The following is a 21993-nucleotide window of genomic DNA, read 5'->3' as shown; positions in this document are numbered from 1 at the left end:
CTGTGGTTGTCGCCATGGGCCTCTCCGCGTGCGGCGGCGGTGGCGACGACAGCAGCGCGTCCAAGACGGTCCGGGTGACCCTGGCGAACCACGTGTGGACGGAGAACATCAAGCAGGCCCTGCCCGAGTTCGAGAAGCAGACCGGCCTCAAGGTCGAGATCACCCAGCTCGGCGAGGACCAGCTCTCCGACCAGTACAACGTCAAGCTCAACGCCGGCTCGTCCGACATCGACGTGATGATGTACCGCCCCCTGCAGGAGGGGAAGCTCTTCGCCAAGAACAAGTACCTCGCCGACCTGTCGGAGCAGGTGAAGTCCAACAAGGACTGGGACTTCGCCGACTTCCAGGCCGGCCCGGTGGAGGCCACCTCGTACGAGGGCAAGCCGGTCGGCGTCCCGATCATCACCGAGCAGGAGGTCCTCTACTACCGCAAGGACCTGCTCGCCAAGGCCGGCCTGAGCGCTCCGCCGAAGACCCTCGACGAGCTCAAGGCCGCCGCCGCCAAGATCAAGGCCGCCGAGCCGGGCGTCGCCGGCTTCGTCGCCCGGACCGGCAAGTCACCGGCCGTCACCCAGTTCTCCAGCTTCCTGTACAGCTTCGGCGGTGACTTCGTCGACGGCAGCGGCAAGGCCGGCGTCAACAGCGACGCCGCCAAGCAGGCGTACGCCTACTACGGCGGGCTGATCAAGGACTCCGGCCCGGCGAACGTCAGCACCGACATGAGCTGGCCCGAGGCGATGGCCATCTTCACCCAGGGCAAGGCGGCCTTCTACACCGAGGCCGACTCGCTCTACAAGAACGCCACCGACCCGGCCAAGTCCAAGGTGGCCGACACCGTCGGCTTCGCGCCGTTCCCGGCCGGTCCGGCCGGCTCGAAGCCGTACAACATCCCCTCCTGGGCGCTGGGCGTCAACGACAGCTCGGAGAACAAGAGCAACGCCTGGAAGTTCATCGAGTGGGCCACCGGCAAGCAGCAGACGCTCGCCCAGCAGAAGTCCGGCGTGCCGAGCGCCCGTACCTCCGTCTGGGCCAACCCGGAGGGCACCGCGACCTACCCGAAGGACCTGGTCGAGGCCATCGCCGCCAGCACCAAGGTCGGCGTGGGCCACGACCGGCCGCTGGTCGTGAAGGTCGCCGAGGCCCGCGAGATCGTCGGCCAGCCCATCGTCGACGCGATCGCCGGCAAGGACGCCGCGGCCGCGGCCGACACGGCGAACACCGCGTTCCAGAAGTTCCTGGACGACGAGGCCAAGTAAGCCGCGCGCGGGTGGTGGGGCCGGTCGGCCCCGCCACCCGCGTCTCCCCGCCGGCCCCGCCCACCCCCGGAGATCCCATGGCAACCGTCACCACTCCCGCCCGAGCGCCCGGCGGCGCCTCGGCCATGCCCGACACGCCCGGCTGGGCGCGCTGGGCCAACGACCATCGCAAGTGGCTCTTCGCCGCGCCGGCGATGATCTTCGTCGCCGCGCTGATCGTCTTCCCGCTGGCCTGGACCGGCTACCTCAGCCTCACCGACGCCGAGGGTTCCGTCCGCGCCGAGAGCGAGTTCATCGGCTTCCAGAACTACGTCGACGTGCTGTCGGACACCGAGCGGTTCTGGCCGGCCGTCGGGCGGACCGCCGCGTTCACCGTCGTCGCGCTGCTCTTCGAGGTCGTCATCGGCATGGCGGTCGCCCTGCTGCTGTGGCGGCCGTTCCGCGGCCAGAAGTGGGTCCGGGTAGCCATCCTGATGCCGCTGGTCGCCACCCCGGTCGCCGTCGGCATGATGTGGCGGCTCATCTTCGACCCCAACATCGGCCTGGCCAACCAGGTGCTCGGCTGGGTCGGCATCGGCCCCCAGCCGTGGCTCGCCGGCCAGCACTCGGCGCTGCCCACCACCATCTTCATCGACGTGTGGCAGTGGACGCCGATGGTGGTGCTGATCCTGCTCGCCGGGCTCACCTCGCTGTCGGAGGAGCCGCAGGAGGCCGCCCGGATCGACGGCGCGAGCACCTGGCAGCGCTTCCGGCACGTCACCCTGCCGCTGCTGATGCCCACGGTGATCGTGGCGATCCTGCTGCGCGGCATCGACGCGCTGAAGACCTTCGACATCCTCTACGCCACCAAGGGTCGCGGCGGCGGATCGTTCCACGAGGTGGAGACCCTCAACGTGTACGCCTACGGCCTCAGCTTCGACTACAACGAGTACGGCGTCTCCTCGACCGTCCTCATCATCTTCTTCCTGATCATCATCGGGTCGATGTGGGCGTTGACCGCCCGCCGCAAGGAGGCCAAGCGATGAAGCCCCGTCCCGCGTACCGGGTGTTCCGGGTGGTGGCGCTCGCCGTCGTGGTGCTGTCGCTGCTCGCGCCGCTGCTCTGGATGATCGCGGCGTCGTTCAAGACCAACGTCGACATCTACGACACCGGCAAGGCGCTGGTCTTCTCGCCCACCATGGACAACTACGCCACCGTGCTCAAGCGGGCGGACTACGTCCAGTTCATCGGCAACAGCCTCTGGGTGGCCTTCGCCGCGACCGTGGCGTCGCTGATCCTGGGCGTGCCGGCCGCGTACTCGATGAGCCGGTTCAACATGCGGAAGTCCGCGCTGGTGGTGCTGATGGCCCGGGTCATCCCCGGCGTCTCGCTGCTGGTGCCCTGGTACTACGTCTTCTCCAACCTGAAGATGGTCGGCGGCTTCGGCGTGCTGATCCTCAGCCACATGTTCGTCTCGCTGCCGCTGGTGGTCTACATCATGATGGGCTACTTCGACGGCCTGCCGGAGGAGCTGGAGGAGGCGGCGCTGGTCGACGGGCTGACCCACATCGGCGCGTTCCGGCGGATCACCCTGCCGCTCTCCGTGCCGGGCGTCGCCACCGCCGGCATCCTCTCCTTCATCTTCTCCTGGAACAACTTCATGTTCGCCCTGGTGCTCTCGGGCGCCGACACCAAGACCCTGCCCGTGGCGATCTTCGACTTCGTCGGCTACGCCAGCATCGACTGGGGCGGGCTGATGGCCGCCGCCACCGTGGTCACCCTGCCGATCATGCTGATCGCCCTGTTCGTGCAGAAGTACGTGGTCTCCGGGCTCACCGCCGGCGCGACGAAGGGCTGAACATGACGACGATCGCACGCATCGAGACCTTCCTCGTCGCACCCCGCTGGCTCTTCGTCCGCGTGGAGACCTCCTCGGGGGTCGTCGGCTGGGGCGAGGCCACCTGCGAGGGGCGCTCCGAAACCGTCCGGACCGCCGTCGAGCAGCTCGCCGAGCTGCTGGTCGGCCGGGACGCGCTGCGGATCGAGGACCACTGGCAGGTCATGACGAAGGGCTCGTTCTACCGGGGCGGCCCGATCCTGGCCAGCGCCGTGTCCGGCCTCGACCAGGCGCTGTGGGACATCGCCGGCAAGCACTTCGGGGCGCCGGTGCACCAGCTGCTCGGCGGCCCGGTCCGGGACCGGATCCGGGTGTACGGCTGGGTCGGCGGCGACGAGCCGAGCGAGGTCCGCGACCACATCGCCGCCCAGGTCGAGGCGGGGCTGACCGCGGTCAAGATGAACGCCTCCGGCCGGATGAGCCCGATCGCCTCGGTGGCCGAGCTCGACGGCGTGGTGGCCCGGGTGGCCGCGGCCCGCGAGGTGCTCGGCGACGACCGCGACGTGGCCGTCGACTTCCACGGCCGCTTCACCCTGGCCAACGCCCGCCGGGTGGCGCCGCTGCTGGAGCCGTACCGGCCGCTGTTCCTGGAGGAGCCGGTGGTCCCGGAGAACTCCCACCTGATCGGCGACTTCGTCCGGTCGACCACCACGCCGGTCTCCACGGGGGAACGGCTCTACAGCCGGCAGGAGTTCCTGCCCGTCTTCCAGGCCGGCATCGCCGTCGCGCAGCCGGACCTGTCGCACGCCGGCGGCATCACCGAGGTCCGCAAGATCGCCGCGCTCGCCGAGGTGTACGACGTGCAGCTCGCCCCGCACTGCCCGCTCGGGCCGATCGCCCTCGCGGCCTGCCTCCAGGTCGGCTTCGCCACGCCGAACTACCTGATCCAGGAGCAGAGCATCGGCATCCACTACAACCTCGGCGCCGAGGTGCTCGACTACTGCCTGGACAAGACCCCGCTGACCTTCGTGGACGGGTACGTCGAGCGGCTCACCGCGCCCGGGCTGGGCATCGAGATCGACGAGGCGGCGGTCCGCGCCGCGGACAAGCGCGGCCACGCCTGGCGCAGCCCGATGTTCCGGCACCTCGACGGCTCCTACGCGGAATGGTGACCATGACCCTCGACCTCACCGCCGAACTCGCCGCCACCCGCCTGCTGGCGGTCATCCGCGGCTCCGACACCGCCGCCGCCATCGCCACCGGCACCGCCCTGCTCGCCGAGGGCGTACGGGTGGTGGAGGTGGCCCTGACCACGCCGGGGGCGCTCGACGCCATCGCGGCGATCCGGGCGGCGGCCCCGGCCGGCTCGCTGGTCGGCGCGGGCACGGTGCTCACCCCGGCCGCCGTCGCCGACGTGGCCGCCGCCGGGGCGCAGTTCGTGGTCACCCCGGCCGTCGTCGACTCCATCCCCGAGGCGGTCCGCCGCGGCCTGCCGGTCGCCGCCGGGGCGCTCACCGCGACCGAGGCGTACGCCGCGGTCCGGGCCGGGGCCGCCGCCGTCAAGCTCTTCCCGGCGTCGGTGGGCGGGCCGGCGTACCTGAAGGCGCTGCGCGACCCGTTCCCGCAGATCCCGTTCGTCGCGGTCGGCGGGGTGGGCCTCGCCGAGCTGCCCGGCTACCTTGCCGCCGGCGCGATCGCCGTCGGCGTCGGTGGCCCGCTGGTCGGCGACGCCGCCTCCGGCGGTGACCTCGACGCGCTGCGGGAGCGGGCCCGGGCCTACCTCGCCGCGACGTCGTGACCGCCGTCGACCTGCTCACCTTCGGTGAGGCGCTGGTGTCGCTGCGGTCCGCCGGGCCGCTGACCGCGGGCGGCGCGCTGACCATGCGCCTGGCCGGCGCGGAGTCCAACGTCGCCATCGGGCTGGCCCGGCTCGGCCACCGGACGGCCTGGGCCGGCCGGGTCAGCGACGACGAGCTCGGCGGGTACGTGCTGCGGCAGTTGCGCGCCGAGGGCGTCGCCGTCGACCACGCGACCCGGGACCCGGACCGCCCGGCCGGGCTGATGTTCCTGGAACGGCGCACCGCCGACCTGACCCGGGTGCGCTACCACCGGGCCGGCTCGGCCGGCTCCGCGCTCACCGTCGACGACCTGCGTCCGGCGCTGGCCGCCGGCGCCCGGGTGCTGCACCTGACCGGCATCACCCCGGCGCTCTCCGACAGCGCGCGCGAGGCCACCCGGTGGGCGGCCGAGACGGCCTCCCGGGCCGGGGCGCTGGTCTGCCTCGACGTCAACCACCGGGCGAAGCTGTGGAGCCGGGACGACGCCCGCGCGGCGCTCACCCCCCTCGCCGGGTCCGCCTCGGTCGTCGTCGCCTCCGCCGACGAGCTGGACCTCGTCGGCGAACCGGGCGCGGCCGAGGAGACCACGGTGGCCGGGCTGCTCGCGCGGGGCGTGGCGACCGTGCTGGTCAAGCTCGGCGCCGACGGCGCCCGGGCGTACACCCGCGAGGGCGTCCGGCACGCGGCGGCGCTGCCGGTCACCGCAGTGGACACCGTGGGCGCCGGCGACGCCTTCACCGCCGGCTACCTCTCCGGTCACCTGGACGGCCTCGACCTGGCCGGGCGGCTGCGCCGCGCCGTCACCCTCGGCGCCTTCGCCGTCGCCGGAGACGGCGACTGGGAGGGCCTGCCGCGCCGCGACGAACTGTCCCTCCTGGACGACCTCCAGCCCGGCAGCACCCTTCGCTGAATCACCCCGAGAAAGGCACCCGCGTGAAGATCGTCGCAGCGGACGTCATCGTCTCCAGCCCCGACCGCAACTTCGTCACCCTCAAGATCACCACCGACGAGGGGCTCACCGGGCTGGGGGACGGCACCCTCAACGGGCGCGAGCTCTCCGTCGCCTCCTACCTGGCCGACCACGTCGTGCCCCTGCTGATCGGCCGGGACCCGCACCGCATCGAGGACGCCTGGCAGTTCCTCTACCGGTCGGCCTACTGGCGGCGGGGGCCGGTGACCATGGCAGCCATCGCGGCTGTGGACGTCGCCCTCTGGGACATCAAGGCCAAGGCCGCCGGGATGCCGCTCTACCAGCTGCTCGGCGGCGCGTCGCGGACCGGGATCATGGCGTACGGCCACGCCTCCGGGCGGGACCTGCCGGAGCTGTTCGACTCCATCCGCCAGCACCTCGACCTCGGCTTCCGGTCGATCCGGGTGCAGACGTCGGTGCCCGGCATCAACGCCGTCTACGGCGTCGCCGCCCAGCCCGGCGTCGACGGCAAGCGGTACGACTACGAGCCGGCGCAGCGCACCCCGCTGCCCGCCGAGGAGGACTGGGACACCCGGGCGTACCTGCGCCACCTCCCCGGTGTCTTCGAGGCCGTCCGCAACGAGTTCGGCCCCGAGCTGCCGCTGCTGCACGACGGGCACCACCGGATGACCCCGATCCAGGCGGCCAAGCTCGGCAAGGCCCTGGAGCCGTACGACCTGTTCTGGCTGGAGGACTGCACGCCGGCGGAGAACCAGGAGGCGCTGCGCCTGGTCCGCCAGCACACCACCACCCCGCTGGCCATCGGCGAGGTGTTCAACACGGTCTGGGACTACCAGACGCTGATCCGGGAACAGCTCATCGACTACGTCCGGTCCGCCGTCACCCACACCGGGGGCATCACGGCCATGCGCAAGCTGCTCGACTTCGCCGCCCAGTACCAGATCAAATCCGGCATCCACGGACCGACCGACATCTCACCGGTCGGCATGGCCGCCGCCCTCCACCTGGACCTCGCCATCCACAACTTCGGCATCCAGGAGTACATGCAGCACGGCGCGCTGACCAACGAGGTCTTCCGGCAGTCGTTCACCTTCACCGACGGTTACCTGCACCCGGGGGAGCAGCCGGGTCTCGGTGTCGAGCTCGACGAGGAGGCCGCCGCCCGGTTCCCGTACCAGCCGGCGTACCTGCCGTTCAACCGGCTCAAGGACGGCACCGTCCATGACTGGTGATCGGCGGCCCACCCGGCACATCGTGGTGATGGGGGTGTCCGGGGCGGGCAAGACGACGGTGGCCCGGGGGATCAGCGAGCAGACCGGGCTCCGGTTCGCCGAGGCGGACGAGTTCCACTCCGAGTCCAACGTGGCGCGGATGCGGTCCGGCGTACCGCTGGACGACGCCGCCCGCTGGCCGTGGCTGCGCGACCTCGCCGACTGGATGGCCGCCCGGCACGCCGAGGGGGTCTCCACGGTGCTGGCCTGCTCGGCGCTGAAGCGGTCCTACCGGGACGTGCTGCGGCAGGGCCCACCGGACGTGGAGTTCGTCCACCTGGCCGGGGCGGCGGAGCTCATCCGGGACCGGATGAGCCGCCGCGCCGGGCACTACATGCCGGCCAGCCTGCTCGACTCCCAGCGGGCGATCCTGGAACACCTGGACCCGGACGAGCCCGGCGTCGTCCTGGAGATCACCCTGCCGCCGGACGAGCTGGCCACCGCGGCGGTCGACCGGCTCGGACTGCGGGCCGGCAGCGCGGTCGGCGGCCCGTAGGGTCAGATCACTGGGCCCGGGCTCGCCGTCCGGGCCGGTGGCGCTCACCCGGGCAGCGCGTCCAGGTAGACCCAGCGGCCGTCCTCGCGGACGAAGTGGCTGCGCTCGTCGAGCGTGCCGGGGCGCCCCGCCTCCCGGTAGTGGGCCCGGAACTCGACCGTGCCCTCGGAGTCGAAGATTCCGCCCCGGTCGGTCCCGAGGATCTCCAGGCGGGTCCACCGCTGCCCCGGGTCGAGTCGGAGCCGGGCCGGCCGGGTCGAGGAGTGCCAGCTGCGTACCAGGTAGTCGGCGTCGCCGACGGCGAAGGCGCTGAACCGGGAGCGCATCAGCGCCTCGGCGGTCGCGGCGTCCGCCTCGCCCCGGTGCAACCGGCCGCAGCAGTCGGCGTACGGCAGGCCGGAGCCGCACGGACAGGCTCCGGTCGTCTGGTCGGCCGCGCTTCCGCGGGCACCGCGTTTCGCCATCCGGTCATTCTCGCCGATGGGCTCAGCGCGCCGGGCGACCAGCCCCGCGAATCGGCCCGCGGCTCGGCCGGCGAGCCGTGTTCCGCCTGCCGAACGACTCCATGGTCGTCGTCTTCTTCGCCGGCGCCCGGGTTTCCGCGGTGGCCCGGTCCAGGGCCGCCGCCGTCGCCTTCCTGGCCGGCGCCTTCTTCGCCGCGACCCTCGTGGCCGGCGCCTTCTTCGCGGCGGCCCTCTTGGCGGGTGCCTTCTTCGCGGCGGCCTTCTTGGCCGGTGCCTTCTTCGCCGGGGCCTTCGCCGCGGGTGCCTTCTTCGCGGCGGCCTTCTTGGCGGGTGCCTTCTTCGCGGCGGTCGCCTTGGCGGTCGGCTTCCGGGTGGGGGTCGCCGTCGTGGCGGCGGTGGCCTTCTTGCGGGCCACCCGGGCCGTCGTCGGGGTGGGCTTCCCGCCCGGGGTCTTGGCCGCGCTCGTCCCGGTGGCCCGCTTCGTGGCGGCCGCGACCTTCTTCGCCGCCGCCGCCCGCTTCGGCGGCGCCTTGCGGGCCCCCGTCGCCTTCTTCGCGCCGGTGGGTCTGGTGGCCCGGGTGGTACCCCTCGCCGCGTCCGCCATCGTCGCTCCTCCTCGGGGATCTGCCCCGACCCCGGCCGGCAGTGCCGCCGACGGGGGAGGGTGCTGGCCAGCCGCGTCGGACCGGCCGACGCGGCGGGCACCTGTCTTCCCCCGTCCCCGACCCCCAAACTCCCGGGCGCCGGCGCGCCCACCCGGTTCGTGCTGCGCGCGGTGCCCCACTACGCCACCGGACCCGGCGGCGGCAATCTCACCGCGACGGCGTCTCGGCAAGGTCGGCCGGATCGAGGTTCAGCGTCGCGAGCAGGCCCGCGTGCTTGCCGACGTCGACCTCGTCGGGCAGCTCCCGCCTGATCCAGTCGGCCCTGACATGCTGGCCGCGGGCGCGCAGGACGTCGATGATCCGGTGTCTGGCGATCTTCATCGTTGCTCCCTCATGAGGCTGTTGCGAAGGTCCCGGGCGTCGCCCGGGGTCGGGGTCAGAGACGTGGAGCCGCGAGCAGGGCACGGCGCAGTCGCGACCGGGTTGACAGCGAGGACGGGGCTGGGCGGCTCCGCCGCCGGGGCCCGTCGACCGGGGGCCACCCAGCGGCCGCGGGGGAGCGTAGGGGTGGCACCGGTACGGCACCGGAAGCTCCGCGACTGGCGGGATGCGTCGGTCAGGTCGGCGGCTGCGGTCCGGGCACGGTGCGGTACGGACATGACGTCCCCTGGGTGGGTCCGGCGTGGCGGCCACCTCGAGAGTGGGATGTCGTCGATTCCGGGATGACCCCAGCCTACGCCCCGTCAGTCGGGCGCCACCGCGCGACGATCAGGAGGCCGGGACGGGCCCGGGTCGGGCGTTGCGCCGGGCGTGTGCAATGGCGACGCGGACGAGGAGAGCGAGCGACGGCTCGCCGAGGCTGTGGACCGGCTCCGCGAGTACGAGGCGGTCGGCCGGCGTACCGAGGACCTGCGCCGGCGCATCGACGACGCCGAGCGGCTGCACGCCGCGGTCGGACGGGAACACGCCCGGCAGCGCCCGGAGCGTCGATTGGCCCAATGATCGGGGTCTTGATCGGCTCTCACGATGGGCCGATACGCTGCCTACCGTCGTCTCGTAACCGCTCAGGAAGGACCGAGACGACGATGACGAACGCCGACATGTGGTTCGACCCGCGCTGCCCGTGGGCCTGGAACGCCTCCCGCTGGCTGCTGGAGGTGGAGCGGGTCCGCGCCGTGCGGATCCGGTTCAACGTGATGAGCCTCTCCGTGCTCAACGAGGGGCGCGAGGGGCTGGAGGAGTGGTACCGGGAGTGGCTGAAGCCCGGCATGGGCCCGGTCCGGGTGGCGATCGCCGCCGAGCAGAAGTTCGGCAACGAGGTGCTGGGCGACCTCTACACCGCGCTGGGCACCCGGATCCACGACGACCGGGCCCCGATCGGCCGCGAGCTGTACGTCGCGGCGCTGACCGAGGTCGGACTCCCCGTCGAGCTGGCCGACGCGGCCGGCTCCACAGAGCACGACGAGGCGCTGCTGGCCAGCCACCGCGCCGGGCTGGAACCGGTCGGCGAGGACCTGGGCACCCCCACCATCCACCTCACCGACGACGCCGGTCGGCGCACCGCCTTCTTCGGGCCGGTGGTCGCGCCGATCCCGCGCGGCGAGGACGCCGGGCGGCTCTGGGACGGCGTGCTGTTGGTCGCCGGCACCGACGGCTTCTTCGAGCTGAAGCGGGGGCGTACCCGCCGGCCGATCGAGCACTGAGTGGTGGGCGGGGCGTGGCTGGCGGCTCACCGCGCATCCTGTCGCCACGGCCGCTCGGAGCACAATGGCCACGAGATGATCCATTACGGACGGCGCGTCGGCGGAACCACCGCGCGTTGAGCGACCGCTTAGTTGATCATGCGTGGGACGAAGATCCTGCGTAGCGTGAGGACATGAAGAAGCGGTATGTCGCCAGAATCTCCATGCCCGGCCGCTTCGCGCGGGGGCCATCGCGGACTGACGGACCACCCGTCGCCCGGGGAAGGGCGACACCGCCCGGCGCCGACACCGCTGCCGCGTCGGACGTCGGCGTGGCGGCCGTCGCCGCGCCGGGCGGCGCCCCGCCACCGCCGCAGCCCCCGGTCACGGCGCCCACCGGCGTGGCTCCGCTTCCGTCCGGCTCGGCGCCGCCGACCAGCGGGCCCGGGCCCGTCCGGGGAGTGGCGCCGCTGCCCGATCCGCCCGACGGGGCCGGGATCGACGGCGCCACCCAGATGCTCCAGGCCCCCGACGTCACCGCGGCCATCTTCGTGGATGGCTCCGGGCGGCGGGCGCGGACGCTCCGCCGCGTCGTCTCCGCAGTGGTGCTGCTGGCCCTGCTCCTGATCGTGGCGCTCTGGGCGAGCCAGGGCGCGGAGGCCCTCGGACTGCGGGTGCCCGCCTGATGGCGCTCTGGCGCGGCGGGCAGCGGATCGGCGACCTCGACCCCCCGCCACCGAAGAACACCCGACAGCGTAGGCGGGGCCGCCAGCGGTGGATGTTCGCCGCGGTGGCCACCTTCATCCTGGTCAACGTGCTCGCCGTCGGCGCGTACGCCAACTCGCGCTTCACCCCGGACAACCAGCGCACCGGGCCGGAGAGCGCCGCGTCGGTGCCGGCGGCGGTACGCGACGGCGGAACGGTCGTCGACTTCCGGAGCGGGCGGCTCGACGCGCGCCGGATGCCGGCGCGGACCATCGCGCTCACCTTCGACGACGGCCCGGATCCGGTGTGGACACCGCGGGTCCTCGACGTGCTCGCCCGGCACCACGTGCCGGCCACGTTCTTCGTCCTCGGCTCCCAGGTCAGCCGGCACCCGGACATCACCCGGCGGATGATCCGCGAGGGTCACGAGCTGGGCATCCACACCTTCACCCACCCGGAGTTGACCGACCTGCCGTCCTGGCGGCGCCGGTTGGAGTACTCCCAGACCGAGGCGGTCATCGGGTACACCACCGGGGTCGGCACGCCGCTGGCCCGGCTGCCGTACTCCAGCGGGGTCGACGCCGTCGACGACGCCGACTGGCCGATCGTCCGGGACGCCGGCCGGTGGGGTTACGTCACCGTCTTCGAGGACACCGACAGTCAGGACTGGGCCCGACCCGGCCCGGACGCGATCGTCCGCAACTCCACCCCGAAGGGGGACCGGGGCGCGGTCGTCCTCCTGCACGACAGCGGCGGCGACCGCGCGCAGACCGTGGCTGCCCTGGACCGCTTCATCCCCGAGATGCAGGCCCGCGGCTACCGCTTCACCACCGTGTCCGGCGGCCTCGGCTGGCCGGCCGCCGCTGCCGCCTCCACCGGCGACAGGTTCCAGGGCGGCCTGCTCGTGTGGGCGGTGCGGATCGCCGACGCCACGGTACGCGGGCTCTGGCTGCTGCTGATCGTCGTCGGCCTGCTCACGCTGGCCCGCACCATCCTGCTCTTCGGCTACGCCGTCCGACACGCCCGGCGGCGCCGTGCCCCGACCTGGTCCTGGGGTGGCGAGGTGAACGACCCCGTCACGGTCATCGTGCCCGCGTACAACGAGCGCACCACCATCGCGGCGGCGGTGCGGTCGTTGGCGTCGGGACGTCACCCCGGCGTGGAGGTGCTGGTCGTCGACGACGAGTCCGACGACGGCACCGCGGCGGAGGTGGAGCGGCTCGGGCTGCCGGACGTCCGGGTGGTCCGGGTGCCCGGCGGCGGCAAGGCCGCCGCGCTCAACGCCGGCGTTGCGCTGGCCCGGCACGACCTGCTGGTCATGGTCGACGCCGACACCGTCGTCGACCCCGACGCCATCCACCGCCTGGTGCAGCCCTTCGCCGACCCGCGGGTCGGGGCCGTCGCCGGCAACGTCAAGGTCGGCAACCGCCGTCGGCTGATCGGCCGCTGGCAGCACATCGAGTACGTCATCGGCTTCAGCCTCGACCGGCGGCTCTACGACACGTTGCGCTGCATGCCCACCATCCCCGGCGCCCTCGGCGCGTTCCGTCGGGAGGCCGTCCACGGCGCCGGCGGGCTGAGCCGGGCGACGCTCGCGGAGGACACCGACCTCACCATGGGCATCCACCGGGCCGGCTGGCGGGTCGTGTACGAGGAGACGGCCGTGGCCCGCACCGAGGCGCCGAGCACCCTGCCGCAGCTGTGGCGGCAGCGCTACCGGTGGAGCTACGGGACCATGCAGGCGCTCTGGCGGCACCGGCGGGCATTGATCGAGCGCGGTCCCTCCGGTCGCTTCGGCCGGCGCGGCCTGCCGTTCATCGCCCTCTTCTCGGTGCTGTTGCCGCTGCTCGCGCCGGTGGTGGACATCTTCGCCGTCTACGGGCTGTTCTTCCTCGACCGGGTGGAGACCGTCGTCGCGTGGCTCGCCGTCCTGACCCTCCAGGTGATCACCGCGATCCTCGCGTTCCGCCTCGACCGGGAACCGCTGCGTCCGCTCTGGGCGCTGCCGTTGCAGCAGTTCGTCTACCGCCAGGTCATGTACCTGGTCCTGGTGCACTCGGTGGTCACCGCGCTCAGCGGGGGCGCGCTGAAGTGGCAGAAGCTGCGCCGTACCGGGGAGGTGGTGGCCCAGCCGACGGCCGGATGACGGCGGATCAGGTGAGCGGCGCCGTCGCGGTCCGGGCCGCCCGCCGGGCCGCCGCCGGCAGCCAGGGCGCCGCCGCGATCAGCGCACGGGCCTGCGCCGGGGAGAAGACCCCGGCGGCGGGCTCGCCCCGACCGCACGGGCCGTCCGACTCGCCGGGGCTCTTCACCCACAGCAGCGCCGCCACCCGCTCCAGGCGGGGATCGGTGGTCGGCGGTACGCCCAGCGCCTGCGGCGTGGCGTTGCACCACCGGTCGTCGGGCGGCGCCGGCAGCCCGTTGCGGGAGGTGTCGATGACCATTTCCCGGCCGCCGACCAGGTCGGACACCGCCAGGCCCCAACGGTGGCTGTCCGCCGTGGACTGCCGGTTGGAGACGTTGACCGAGAAGCCCTCCGCCCGGGCGACGCCCGCCCGGCGCAGCCGCTCGGCGGTCTCCTGCGGACCGCGCCAGCGCGGGTGGCCGGCGTCGAGGTAGACGTGGTGACCGGCGTCGGCCAGCACCCGGACCGCGCGGGACAGCAGCTCCGCCCGGGCGTCGGTGAAGCACTCGGCGACGACGGCGTCCGGTTCGAGGATCACCGCCGCCCGCTGGTCGCCGAGTGCGTCGACCACCTGGTCGATGAAGCGCGCGTACGCCGTGGCGTCCCGGGCGCCGCCACCGGCGCAGTCCAGGTTCGGGACGTGATAGATCACCACCACCGGCAGCGCGCCCTGGCTGCGGGCGGCGGCCAGCACCTCGGCCAGGTCGGGCAGTTCCGCCGGGCCGGTCAGCCAGCGCGCCTGCGGGGTGCCGGCGATCGGGTCCAGCCAGGCGGCGTCATGGTCGCGCCGCCAGTGCGCCGCCGGGCTGTCCGTGTCCACCAGCAGCCGCGCGCCGCGGAACGGGTGGCGCAGCGGCGCGTACGCCTCGTCCCCCTCGCCGCAGCCGCCGAGCGTCGCGAGGAGCGCGGCGGCGAGAGCACCGGCGAGCAGAGGGACGCCCATCCGGCCAACCTATGCGCCCCCGCTCTCCGGCGCAGCGCTGCCGCGACCGCGCCGCCGCTACGGCAGCTCCACCGGCAGCGGCACCGGGCGCTTGGCCACCCGGTCGTCCCCGGAGGACCGGCCGCGCAGGTGCCGGGCCAGCCAGGGCAGCAGGTGCCGCCGGGTCCAGGCCAGCTCGGCCCGGACCACCTCGTGGCGGGGCCGCCGGGCGGGCACGGGCAGCGGGTGCGACCACGAGTCGTCGTAGCCGGGCAGGCCGGCGGTGTGCGCCAGCGCGGCGGCGATCCGCTCGTGCCCGGCGCTGTTGGCGTGCAGCCGGTCGTCGCTCCACAGGCGCGGGTCCGAGGCGACCGGGTGCGCCCCCAGGTCCAGCAGGGTGGCGCCGGTCTCGGTGGTGACCGCCCGGACTGCCGCGTTGAGCGCCACCACCCGGCCGCGCAGCGGCCGGGCCAGCGGCATCACCGGCGCCGGATCGGGCAGGGTGAAGGTCAGCACGGTGGCGCCCTGGCCGACCAGGGCCCGCTGCATCGCGCCGACGTCCTCGGCGATCCGGTCCGCGTCGAACGACGGCCGGAGCACGTCGTTCATCCCGGCCACCACAGTGGCCAGGTCCGGCGCCAGCTCCAGCGCCACCGGCAGCTGCTCGGCCCGGATCCGCGCGGTGGTACGACCGCGGATGGCCAGGTTGGCATACTCCAGGCCGCCCTGCGCGCGGGCCACCGCCAGGGCGAACCGGTCCGCCCAGCCCCGGTAGCCGCCCGCGTCGTCCGGGTCGTCCAGCCCCTCGGTGGTGCTGTCGCCGATCGCCACGTACCGCTGCCACAACATGGTCGCCAGCTTAGGGCGGTCCCGCGCCCGGGACACCGGACGCCCACCGCGGCTGCTAGTGCTCTGACCACAAACGTTGGCCGGGTGGTCGGGGTTGGGAAAGTGTTGTACTGGTGGTGTTGGCTTCGGTTCGTGCCTCGTCGTCGGGATCCCGCCGCCCCGCGGGTCGTGCACCGCACCGCGCGTCGCGTTGCGGGTGACGCCCGGGCAGCGGCGCCGGTGTTTCGGGCTGCTGCGCTCCGCCGGTGACCTGTGGGCGTGTGTGCTGGAGGCCAACACGTGGCGCCACCGCCGTGGCGACGCGCCACTGGTCGGCTATCAGCAGCTATGCCGGGAGTTGGCCGCGTCGGGGCCGGGCACGTTCGCGGAACTGGATTCCACGGGTGCGCTCGATCACCCTGCTGTGCGAGGGCGGTCGGCTGTTCCTCGACGTCACCGCCGAGGTGCCGGTGGCGGTCTACCCGCCCGGCGAGGAGCCGGATCCGGCCCGGGTGGCCGGGGTGGACCTGGGGATCATCCACCCCTACGCGGTGGCCGGCCCCGGCGGGGAGGGGTTGTTGGTGTCCGGGCGGGCGATCCGCGCCGAACACCGCATGCACCTGGCCGACACCAAGGCCCGCCGCCGTGCCGTGGCCCGTCGGGCGCCGAAACCTGGTCAGAAGGGGTCGCGGCGGTGGCGGCAGTACCGGCGTCGGGCACGACTGGTGGAGGACCGGCACCGGCGCAGGGTACGTCAGGCCCAGCATGAAGCCGCCCGCACCGTCATGTCGTGGGCGGTGGAGCAGCGGGTCGGTGTCCTGCACGTCGGCGACCCCCGCGGGGTGTTGGACCTTCCTACCGGGCGGCGGCACAACCTGCGGTTGCGGCAGTGGCAGATCGGACGGCTCCTGCAGGTCCTCACCGACAAGGCCGCGCTGGCCGGTATCACCGTCCGGCTGGTCGACGAGCGAGGCACCTCGTCCACCTGCCCCGCCTGCGGAAGGCGGGTGCCGAAACCCCGTGGCAGGACGTTGTCCTGCCCGCACTGCGCATTCTCCGGCCACCGCGACCTCGTCGCGGTCGCCAGCATCGCCACCCGCACCCCGGGCGGCGGATCCACCACCCCGGCAGCGGTTGTGCTGCCGCAGGTGGTCACGCACCGTCGAGCCGGCCGGCACCTGCCCGGTGCCGGCCGGTCCCGGCGTGACCCCCGCCGCCCACCAGGGCGGCGCGAGGATCAGTTGGCCCGCGGAGGCCCGCCCCACCACCGGTGGGGAGTCGCTCGCCCTTCAGGGCGAGGATCCACAACACCCACCGCAAACCCGGTGAACGTTAGTGGACACCGCACTAGCCTGGTGCCGGATGAGCCCCACCCGACGCCGCCTCGACCCCGAGCAGGTCCGCCGGTACGTCGCCGCGTCCCTCGGCCCGTCGCCTCGGGTGACCGACTGCGGGCCGCTCGACGGCGGCGGCTTCGCCGCGGTGTGGTGGGTGAGCCTGGACGACCGGCGCACCGTCGTCCTCAAGGTCGGGCCGCCGCCGCAGGTGCCGCTGCTGCGGTACGAGCGTGGCCTGATCGCCGCCGAGGCCCGCTACCTGCGCCGGGTCGCCGCGCAGGCGCCCACCGTTCCGGTCCCGCCGCTGCTGCACCACGGCAGCGACCCGGAGCTGGGGGACTGGCTGCTCACCGGCCTGCTGGCGGGCCGCACCCTGCACGACCTCGCCGGGGCCGGCGTGGACACGCGGCGGGCCCGGGCCGAGTTCGGGGCCGCACTCGCCGCGCTGCACCGGGTGACCGGCGACCGGTACGGCTACGACGGTGACCGTGCCGGCGGCGCCACCTGGCGGGCCGCGTTCACCGCGATGCTGGACGACCTGCTCGCCGACGCGGCGGACTGGCGGGTGCCGCTGCCCGTGCCGGCGCGGCGGATCCGGGAGCTGGTCGACCGGCACGCGCACGTCCTCGACGCGGTACGCCGCCCGGCGCTGCTGCACTTCGACGGCTGGGCCGGCAACGTCCTCGCCGTGCCCGGCCCGGACGGGGCGCCCCGGCTCAGCGGCCTGGTCGACGGGGAGCGCCACCTGCACGGCGACCCGCTGCTGGATCTGGTGTCGCCGTTGCTGTTCCGGCGTACCGAGGACGAGCCGGACGACCCGTTCCTGCGCGGGTACCGGACGGTGACGCCGTACCCGCTGGACGCCGGGGCCCGCCGCCGGCTGGGCCTCTACCGGCTGCACCTCTACCTGCTGATGACCGTGGAGATGCCCAGCCGTGGCATGACGGCCGGGTCGCATCCGGGCCGGAGCGCCCGGCTCGCCGAGCTGCTCGACCGGGAGCTGGCCGATCTCGCCAGGCCCTGACCGTCGCCGGGGACGCGGGTCAGAGCCAGCCGGAGCGGCGGAACAACCGGTACAGGGTGACCGCGGCCAGGGCCATCACCAGCAGGACCCCCTGGTAGCCGTAGCGCCAGTCCAGCTCGGGCATGTGGGCGAAGTTCATGCCGTAGATGCCGGCCACCGCGGTCTGGGTGGCGGCGATCGCCGCCCAGGCGGCGATCTTGCGCATGTCGTTGTTCTGGTCCACGGCGAGCTGCGCCAGCCGGGACTGCAGGATCGAGTTGAGCAGGTCGTCGTACCCGCCGATCCGGTCCACCGCCCGGGTCAGCCGGCCCTCCACGTCGACGAACCAGCGCTGCAACGCCGGCGGCGGCCCGCCGTCGCGCTGCTCGACGAGGCTGCGCAGCGGCGCCTGCAACGGCAGCACCGCCCGCTTGAACTCCACCACCTCGCGTTTGAACTGGTAGATGTGCTGGATGTCGGCGCCGCGGTCGCGGGCGAAGACGCTCTCCTCGACGCGTTCCAGGTCCCGCTCCAGGTGCCCGGAGACCTCCAGGTACAGCTCCACCATCCGGGCGCAGACCGCGTACGCCACCGCCCACGGCCCCTCGGCCAGCACCCCCGGGCGGCGCTGGATGTCCTCCCGGACCGGGGCGAGGGCGCCGGCCGCGCCGTGCCGCACGGTGATCACGAAGCGGTCGCCGAGGAAGACCATCACGTCTCCGGTGTCGATCACCTCGGAGGTGTCGGTCAGCTCGGTGTGCTCGACGTAGCTCGCGGTGCGCAGCACCAGCAGGGTGACGTCGCCGTGCCGCTGGACGGTGGGGCGGTGCCCGTCGGCGAGGGCCTGCGCCACGCTCAGCTCGTCCAGCCCGAAGGTGCGGCCGACCGCCGCCATCACCGCCGCCCCCGGCTCGTGCAGCCCGAGCCAGACGAAGGAGCGCCGGGTGCGGCGGCTGCGCGCGTACGCGTCGGCGTAGTGTGGCCGCCCCGGCTCCCGCCGACCGTTGACGTAGACGGCGCAGTCGACCACGGCGTCCGGGTTGGACCGTCGGGCGGCGGGCGGGGCCGCTTCGTCGGCCGGGCGGCCGAGCAGCCGGCCGAGCAGGGCGGGGAGCCGCGGCCCCCGCCGGGTCCGTACCGCCGTCCGGTCCACCGCGCACCTCCGCCCCGCCGGGAACTGACGGCCTACCGTACGGCACGTGCCGTCGGCGCGGTCAGCGTGTGGCCGTGGCGAAGACGACGATGTTGTCCGGGTAGTTGCCGGTGCGGGGGTTGAACCGGCCGCCGCAGGTGATCAGCCGCAGCCGGGCCGCCGCGTCGCCGCCGTAGACCCGGTCGGTGGGGAACCGCTCCTTCGGGTACGCCCCGACACCGTCCACGGTGAACGTGGCCTGTCGGCCGTCGGCGCGGGTGACCTGGACGACGTCGCCGGGCCGGAGCCGGCCGAGGTCGAAGAAGACCGCCGGACCGGTCTGCGAGTCGACGTGCCCGACCAGCACCGCGTTGCCGGCTTCGCCGGGGGTGGCGCCGTGGCGGTACCAGCCGGCCACCTCGGGCCGGTCCAGCGGCGGCACCTCCAGGGCGCCGTCGCTGTCGGTGGCCACCGGGACGATCTCGGCGTTGACGCCGATCCGGGGGACGGTGATCCGGACCGGTTCGGACCGGGGCAGCACCGGCCCGGGCGAGCCGGAACGTTCGCCGGTAGGGGCGGCCGAGGCGCCCGGCTGGGGCGGCCGGACGGACGTGGTGCCCAGGCCGGCGGCGACCAGCCCGGCCCCGGTCGCGCCGGTCAGCGTGACGGCCGCGACCACCGCGGCGGTGCGGGCCCGCGACGGCCCGCGCTCGGGGTTGCGCTGCGGCGACAGGTTCCCACCTCCGTCCGACGTGGGCGCGGTGCCCGCACCGGTCACGCCGGCGCGGGCACCCTCGCACAAGGGATGGTGTGTGGCGACGCCTCAGGCGACGACGGAGGCGCGGCGCCGGCGGCGCAGCAGCACGTACGTCCCCCCGGCGACGGCCCCGGCGGCCAGCGCGCCGCCCGCGACGAGGACGCCGGTGTCCGGCCCGTGGCCGCCGGCGCCGGCCGGGGCGCCGCCGATCGGCGTGACGGTGAACTGCGCGGTGCCGCCGTTGCTGCCGTCGCCGCAGGTCGTCGTGACCGTGTACGTCCCGAGGGTGAACCCGGCGGTGAAGAGTTCGGCGCTCAGGCCGCCGCCGGCCGCCGCGGTGGTGGAGCGGACGTTCTGATCCCGGTTGGGCCCGGTGACCCGGAAGATCGCGTCACCCACCTTCGGGTTGCAGGTCGTGGTGAGCACGACGGTCCCGCCGACCGGGGTGGTCGCTGGTGAGACGGTCGTGGTTTGCGCGAGCGCGGCGGCCGGGAGCAGGAGTGTGCCGAGGCCCACGCCGAGCGCCGCCGATCCGAGAATTGACTGTGCCTTCATGCGCGTCTTCCCTCACTTTTCGTCCGCTGTCTGCGTGGGACGTTGTTCGGGTGGCCAACTCCGTGACTAGCACCGGTGTGGCCAACACTAGGAGGGTTGGGGTGCCCGTCCGGTGTAAATGAGAAATCTTCGTTGCCGTCACGTGTTCCCCCTCCCGCCGGGGAGCTGCGGAAATGCCCACCCAGGACCGCCCGTAACGCCCGGCGCTCGTGGTCCCTCGTGGGGCGTCCGTCCGGTTCGTGCCCGCTCGGGCCGCCGCGGCCATGCGCCCGGTGCGACCGCTCCTGTCCTCAATGTCCGAAACCCCGGCGAGGAGCCCGGCGGCCCCGGGTGCGCCCGCCGGCCGGTGCCCGGGCGGAGCCGGCTCGCGCCCGCCGACGTGACCGGCGGTGGGTGACCGTGGCCGGGCGCGGCGTATCCACAGTGGAGGATCTCCATCCCGACCTGCCGCTCGCCGCCCGGAAGGCACCGTTCGCCGCACCGGGCCGACCGCTCCCGGCGACTGTGCCGTCACTCAGGTCGGGGCCCGACCGGCGAGAACTACAGTCGGCAGGAGCACACCGGATAGATCGCGACACATGTCACGGTGAGGAGCGAGTCGATGGCCAACCCTGCGGGCGTCGAGGTCACGGGACCGATGCACCCCCGGTACGACGAGATCCTCACCCCGGAGGCGCTGGCCTTCCTCGCCGATCTGCACCACGCCTTCGACCCGCGCCGCCGGGACCTGCTCGACCGCCGGCGGCGACGCGAGGCCGAGCTGGCCGACGGCGCGCTGCTGGACTTCCTGCCCGGGACCCGGGAGATCCGCGAGGCCGACTGGCGGGTCGCCGAGCCGGCGCCCGGCCTGGTCGACCGCCGCGTCGAAATCACCGGCCCGACCGACGCGAAGATGACCATCAACGCGCTGAACTCCGGCGCGAAGGTGTGGCTGGCCGACCACGAGGACGCCAACACCCCGCTCTGGGAGAACGTCGTCTCCGGGCAGCTCAACCTGCGCGACGCCATCGACCGCAAGCTCGACTTCACCTCCCCGGAGGGCAAGCAGTACGCGCTGCACGACGGCGAACTGGCCACCATCGTGGTCCGTCCCCGCGGTTGGCACCTCACCGAGAAGCACATCCTGGTCGACGGCGAGCGCACCTCCGGCAGCCTGGTCGACTTCGGGCTCTACTTCTTCCACTGCGCCCGCCGGCAGCTCGACCGGGGCGCCGGCCCCTACTTCTATCTGCCCAAGATGGAGAGCCACCTCGAGGCGCGGCTGTGGAACGACGTCTTCCTGGCCGCCCAGGAACGGCTCGGCATCCCGCGCGGCACCATCCGGGCCACCGTGCTGATCGAGACGTTCCCGGCCGCGTTCGAGATGGACGAGATCCTCTACGAGCTGCGCGAGCACTCCGCCGGGCTGAATGCCGGCCGGTGGGACTACATGTTCAGCGTGATCAAGAAGTTCCGCACCCGGGGCGCGGACTTCCTGCTGCCCGACCGCAACTCGGTGACCATGACCGTGCCGTTCATGCGCGCGTACACCGAGCTGCTGGTGCGGACCTGCCACCGGCGCGGGGCGCACGCCATCGGCGGGATGGCCGCGTTCATCCCCAGCCGGCGCGACCCGCAGGTCAACGAGACCGCCCTGGCGAAGGTCCGCGACGACAAGACCCGCGAGGCCACCGACGGCTTCGACGGCTCCTGGGTCGCCCACCCGGACCTGGTGCCGATCTGCCGGGAGGTCTTCGACCGGGTCCTCGGCGACCGGGCGAACCAGCTCGACCGCACCCGCGACGACGTCCGGGTCGCCGCCGCCGACCTGCTGTCCGTGCACGCCACCCCGGGACCGCACACCGAGACCGGGCTGCGCAACGCGGTCAGCGTCGGCGTGCAGTACCTGGCCGCCTGGCTGCGCGGCTCCGGCGCGGTCGCCATCTTCAACCTGATGGAGGACGCCGCCACGGCGGAGATCTCCCGCAGCCAGGTCTGGCAGTGGCTGCACAACGACGTCACCCTCGACGACACCGGCGAGCGGGTCACCCGGGAGCTGGTCGAGCGGATCGCCGACGAGGAGATCGGCAGACTCCCCGGCGACCCGGGCGACTACGCCGACGCCCGGGCGCTGTTCATGGAGGTCGCCGTCGCCGACGACTTCGCCGACTTCCTCACCGTGCCCGCGTACGAACGGATGCCCTGACCGACGACCGACGCGGAGGTGTGCG

Annotated in this window: 22 protein-coding genes and 1 pseudogene; 15 read left to right on the top strand and 8 right to left on the bottom strand. The window is 73.7% G+C overall.

Annotation, left to right across the window (positions count from 1 at the left end; genetic code table 11):
- The first annotated feature begins 14 nt into the window (after positions 1-14).
- The 8 genes from ACTWO6_RS18215 (at position 15) to ACTWO6_RS18180 (ending at position 7608) form a co-directional block, all read left to right on the top strand.
- A complete protein-coding gene (locus tag ACTWO6_RS18215; protein WP_446215028.1) occupies positions 15-1256 on the top strand; it encodes an ABC transporter substrate-binding protein in 1242 nt (413 codons plus the stop codon).
- Between the two features lie 77 nt (positions 1257-1333).
- Positions 1334-2281: a carbohydrate ABC transporter permease gene (locus ACTWO6_RS18210; protein WP_446215027.1), complete on the top strand. Its 948-nt coding sequence runs from the start codon at positions 1334-1336 to the stop codon at positions 2279-2281.
- On the top strand, positions 2278-3093 hold the full coding sequence (locus ACTWO6_RS18205; RefSeq protein ID WP_446215026.1) for a carbohydrate ABC transporter permease: 816 nt from the start codon (positions 2278-2280) through the stop codon (positions 3091-3093). The genes ACTWO6_RS18210 and ACTWO6_RS18205 overlap by 4 nt, the downstream gene beginning before the upstream one ends.
- A 2-nt stretch (positions 3094-3095) precedes the next feature.
- Entirely contained in the window at positions 3096-4244 is a 1149-nt protein-coding gene (gene dgoD / locus ACTWO6_RS18200) for a galactonate dehydratase (RefSeq protein ID WP_446215025.1), read from the top strand.
- A 2-nt stretch (positions 4245-4246) separates the two neighbouring features.
- Positions 4247-4870 (top strand): bifunctional 4-hydroxy-2-oxoglutarate aldolase/2-dehydro-3-deoxy-phosphogluconate aldolase, encoded by a 624-nt coding sequence (locus ACTWO6_RS18195; RefSeq protein WP_446215024.1) that lies wholly within the window; start codon positions 4247-4249, stop codon positions 4868-4870.
- Positions 4867-5820 (top strand): sugar kinase, encoded by a 954-nt coding sequence (locus tag ACTWO6_RS18190; protein ID WP_446215023.1) that lies wholly within the window; start codon positions 4867-4869, stop codon positions 5818-5820. The genes ACTWO6_RS18195 and ACTWO6_RS18190 overlap by 4 nt, the downstream gene beginning before the upstream one ends.
- A 23-nt stretch (positions 5821-5843) precedes the next feature.
- Positions 5844-7073 carry a D-mannonate dehydratase ManD gene (gene manD, locus ACTWO6_RS18185; protein ID WP_446215022.1) on the top strand — a complete coding sequence of 410 codons (1230 nt, stop codon included), beginning with the start codon at positions 5844-5846 and terminating at the stop codon, positions 7071-7073.
- On the top strand, positions 7063-7608 hold the full coding sequence (locus ACTWO6_RS18180) for a gluconokinase (RefSeq protein WP_446215021.1): 546 nt from the start codon (positions 7063-7065) through the stop codon (positions 7606-7608). Before manD ends, ACTWO6_RS18180 begins: the two co-directional genes overlap by 11 nt.
- Positions 7609-7652: 44 nt before the next feature.
- Here the strand turns inward: ACTWO6_RS18180 and ACTWO6_RS18175 are convergent, their stop codons facing one another.
- The 3 genes from ACTWO6_RS18175 to ACTWO6_RS18165 form a co-directional block, all read right to left on the bottom strand.
- Positions 7653-8072, bottom strand: a complete 420-nt coding sequence (locus ACTWO6_RS18175; RefSeq protein WP_446215020.1) for a YchJ family protein — start codon at positions 8070-8072, stop codon at positions 7653-7655.
- Positions 8073-8094: 22 nt separating this feature from the next.
- Positions 8095-8676 carry a histone gene (locus ACTWO6_RS18170; RefSeq protein WP_446215019.1) on the bottom strand — a complete coding sequence of 194 codons (582 nt, stop codon included), beginning with the start codon at positions 8674-8676 and terminating at the stop codon, positions 8095-8097.
- Positions 8677-8884: 208 nt separating this feature from the next.
- Positions 8885-9058, bottom strand: a complete 174-nt coding sequence (locus ACTWO6_RS18165) for a hypothetical protein (protein WP_446215018.1) — start codon at positions 9056-9058, stop codon at positions 8885-8887.
- A 429-nt stretch (positions 9059-9487) separates the two neighbouring features.
- On the opposite strand from ACTWO6_RS18165, the gene ACTWO6_RS18160 reads away from it, so the two are divergent.
- From ACTWO6_RS18160 to ACTWO6_RS18145, 4 genes are all read left to right on the top strand, one after another.
- Positions 9488-9679 (top strand): hypothetical protein, encoded by a 192-nt coding sequence (locus tag ACTWO6_RS18160; protein ID WP_446215017.1) that lies wholly within the window; start codon positions 9488-9490, stop codon positions 9677-9679.
- An 83-nt stretch (positions 9680-9762) separates the two neighbouring features.
- A complete protein-coding gene (locus ACTWO6_RS18155) occupies positions 9763-10380 on the top strand; it encodes a DsbA family protein (RefSeq protein WP_446215016.1) in 618 nt (205 codons plus the stop codon).
- Between the two features lie 173 nt (positions 10381-10553).
- Positions 10554-11045, top strand: coding sequence for a hypothetical protein (locus ACTWO6_RS18150; protein ID WP_446215015.1), 492 nt, complete (start codon positions 10554-10556; stop codon positions 11043-11045).
- The gene (locus ACTWO6_RS18145; RefSeq protein ID WP_446215014.1) at positions 11045-13210 is read left to right on the top strand and encodes a bifunctional polysaccharide deacetylase/glycosyltransferase family 2 protein; all 2166 of its coding nucleotides are present in this window, start codon (positions 11045-11047) and stop codon (positions 13208-13210) included. Before ACTWO6_RS18150 ends, ACTWO6_RS18145 begins: the two co-directional genes overlap by 1 nt.
- A 7-nt stretch (positions 13211-13217) precedes the next feature.
- On the opposite strand, the gene ACTWO6_RS18140 is transcribed toward ACTWO6_RS18145, so the two are convergent.
- Both ACTWO6_RS18140 and ACTWO6_RS18135 read right to left on the bottom strand, forming a co-directional pair.
- Entirely contained in the window at positions 13218-14192 is a 975-nt protein-coding gene (locus tag ACTWO6_RS18140; protein WP_446215013.1) for a glycoside hydrolase family 6 protein, read from the bottom strand.
- Between the two features lie 57 nt (positions 14193-14249).
- Positions 14250-15020, bottom strand: a complete 771-nt coding sequence (locus ACTWO6_RS18135; RefSeq protein ID WP_446215012.1) for an SGNH/GDSL hydrolase family protein — start codon at positions 15018-15020, stop codon at positions 14250-14252.
- Positions 15021-15265: 245 nt separating this feature from the next.
- Between ACTWO6_RS18135 and ACTWO6_RS18130 the strand changes: the two are divergent.
- Together ACTWO6_RS18130 and ACTWO6_RS18125 are read left to right on the top strand one after the other, a co-directional pair.
- Positions 15266-16036: pseudogene (locus tag ACTWO6_RS18130) on the top strand (transposase); the annotation flags it as partial.
- Positions 16037-16361: 325 nt separating this feature from the next.
- On the top strand, positions 16362-17360 hold the full coding sequence (locus tag ACTWO6_RS18125; protein WP_446215011.1) for a phosphotransferase: 999 nt from the start codon (positions 16362-16364) through the stop codon (positions 17358-17360).
- 19 nt (positions 17361-17379) lie between these two features.
- Here the strand turns inward: ACTWO6_RS18125 and ACTWO6_RS18120 are convergent, their stop codons facing one another.
- From ACTWO6_RS18120 to ACTWO6_RS18110, 3 genes are all read right to left on the bottom strand, one after another.
- Positions 17380-18492, bottom strand: a complete 1113-nt coding sequence (locus ACTWO6_RS18120; RefSeq protein ID WP_446215010.1) for a magnesium and cobalt transport protein CorA — start codon at positions 18490-18492, stop codon at positions 17380-17382.
- A gap of 61 nt (positions 18493-18553) precedes the next feature.
- Positions 18554-19204, bottom strand: a complete 651-nt coding sequence (locus ACTWO6_RS18115; protein ID WP_446220693.1) for a class F sortase — start codon at positions 19202-19204, stop codon at positions 18554-18556.
- Positions 19205-19294: 90 nt separating this feature from the next.
- Positions 19295-19783, bottom strand: coding sequence for a hypothetical protein (locus ACTWO6_RS18110; protein ID WP_446215009.1), 489 nt, complete (start codon positions 19781-19783; stop codon positions 19295-19297).
- A gap of 601 nt (positions 19784-20384) precedes the next feature.
- Between ACTWO6_RS18110 and aceB the strand changes: the two genes are divergently transcribed.
- Complete coding sequence (gene aceB, locus ACTWO6_RS18105; protein ID WP_446215008.1) at positions 20385-21968, top strand: malate synthase A; 1584 nt, start codon at positions 20385-20387, stop codon at positions 21966-21968.
- Positions 21969-21993: the final 25 nt, after the last annotated feature.

It is taken from the genome of Micromonospora sp. IBHARD004 (assembly GCF_052814115.1).
This window is presented reverse-complemented; position numbering and strand designations above follow the sequence as displayed.